The sequence below is a fragment of the Micromonospora craterilacus genome (assembly GCF_003236315.1).
GTDB lineage: Bacteria > Actinomycetota > Actinomycetes > Mycobacteriales > Micromonosporaceae > Micromonospora > Micromonospora craterilacus.
Genome location: NZ_POTY01000534.1, coordinates 1 through 709, shown reverse-complemented (window position 1 = coordinate 709; position 709 = coordinate 1). Strand labels below are relative to the sequence as shown.

The window sequence follows — 709 nt, the reverse complement described above, 5'->3', positions numbered from 1 at the left end:
CCCTACTCCGTAGGCTCCGCCGGTCGGCGTGACGCGATCGGGCCGCGCGTGGACGGCTCGGCGGGTCGGCGCGAGGCACGGTCCGGCCGTAGCCCCTGGTCGATCCCGCTCGCCGTGGTGCTGGTGCTGGTCGGTGTCTTCGCCACCGGCGCCGGACTGGGGCGTGCGGTCGGCGATCCGCTGGAGTGGGCCGCCGCTGCCGCCGGGGGAGAGCAGCCGTCGGCCGGTGCGCCGGCCGCCCGTACGACCGCCCGGCCGGTGAGCCTCTCCGTCCCGTCGATCGATGTCTCCGCGCCGGTGAAGCCGGTCGGCGAGGCGCCGGACGGCACGATCGGCGTGCCGCCGCTGAGCCGGCACGAGGAGACCGGCTGGTACGACCGGGGGCCTGTTCCCGGCGACCCGGGTCCCGCGGTCATCGTCGGGCACGTGGACACCAAGAACGGTCCGTCGGTCTTCTACGACCTGGGCAAGATGCGGGTGGGCGACAGGATCGAGGTGACCCGGGACGACGGCTCGGTGGTGGTCTTCACGGTGGACTCCGTGGAGCATTTTCCCAAGGATCAGTTGCCGGCCGAGCGCGTCTACGGCCACGAGGGCCCGGCCGGCCTGCGGCTGATCACCTGCGGCGGACAGTGGGTCGGTGGCCGCACCGGCTACGCCGACAACGTGATCGTCTTCGCCACCCACACCACCACCCGCACCCCCTGAC

General features: G+C 73.6%; 1 protein-coding gene. It reads left to right on the top strand.

Going from position 1 to position 709, the window contains the following annotated elements:
• The first annotated feature begins 36 nt into the window (after positions 1 to 36).
• Entirely contained in the window at positions 37 to 708 is a 672-nt protein-coding gene (locus tag C1I95_RS34295; protein WP_438941370.1) for a class F sortase, read from the top strand.
• Position 709: the final 1 nt, after the last annotated feature.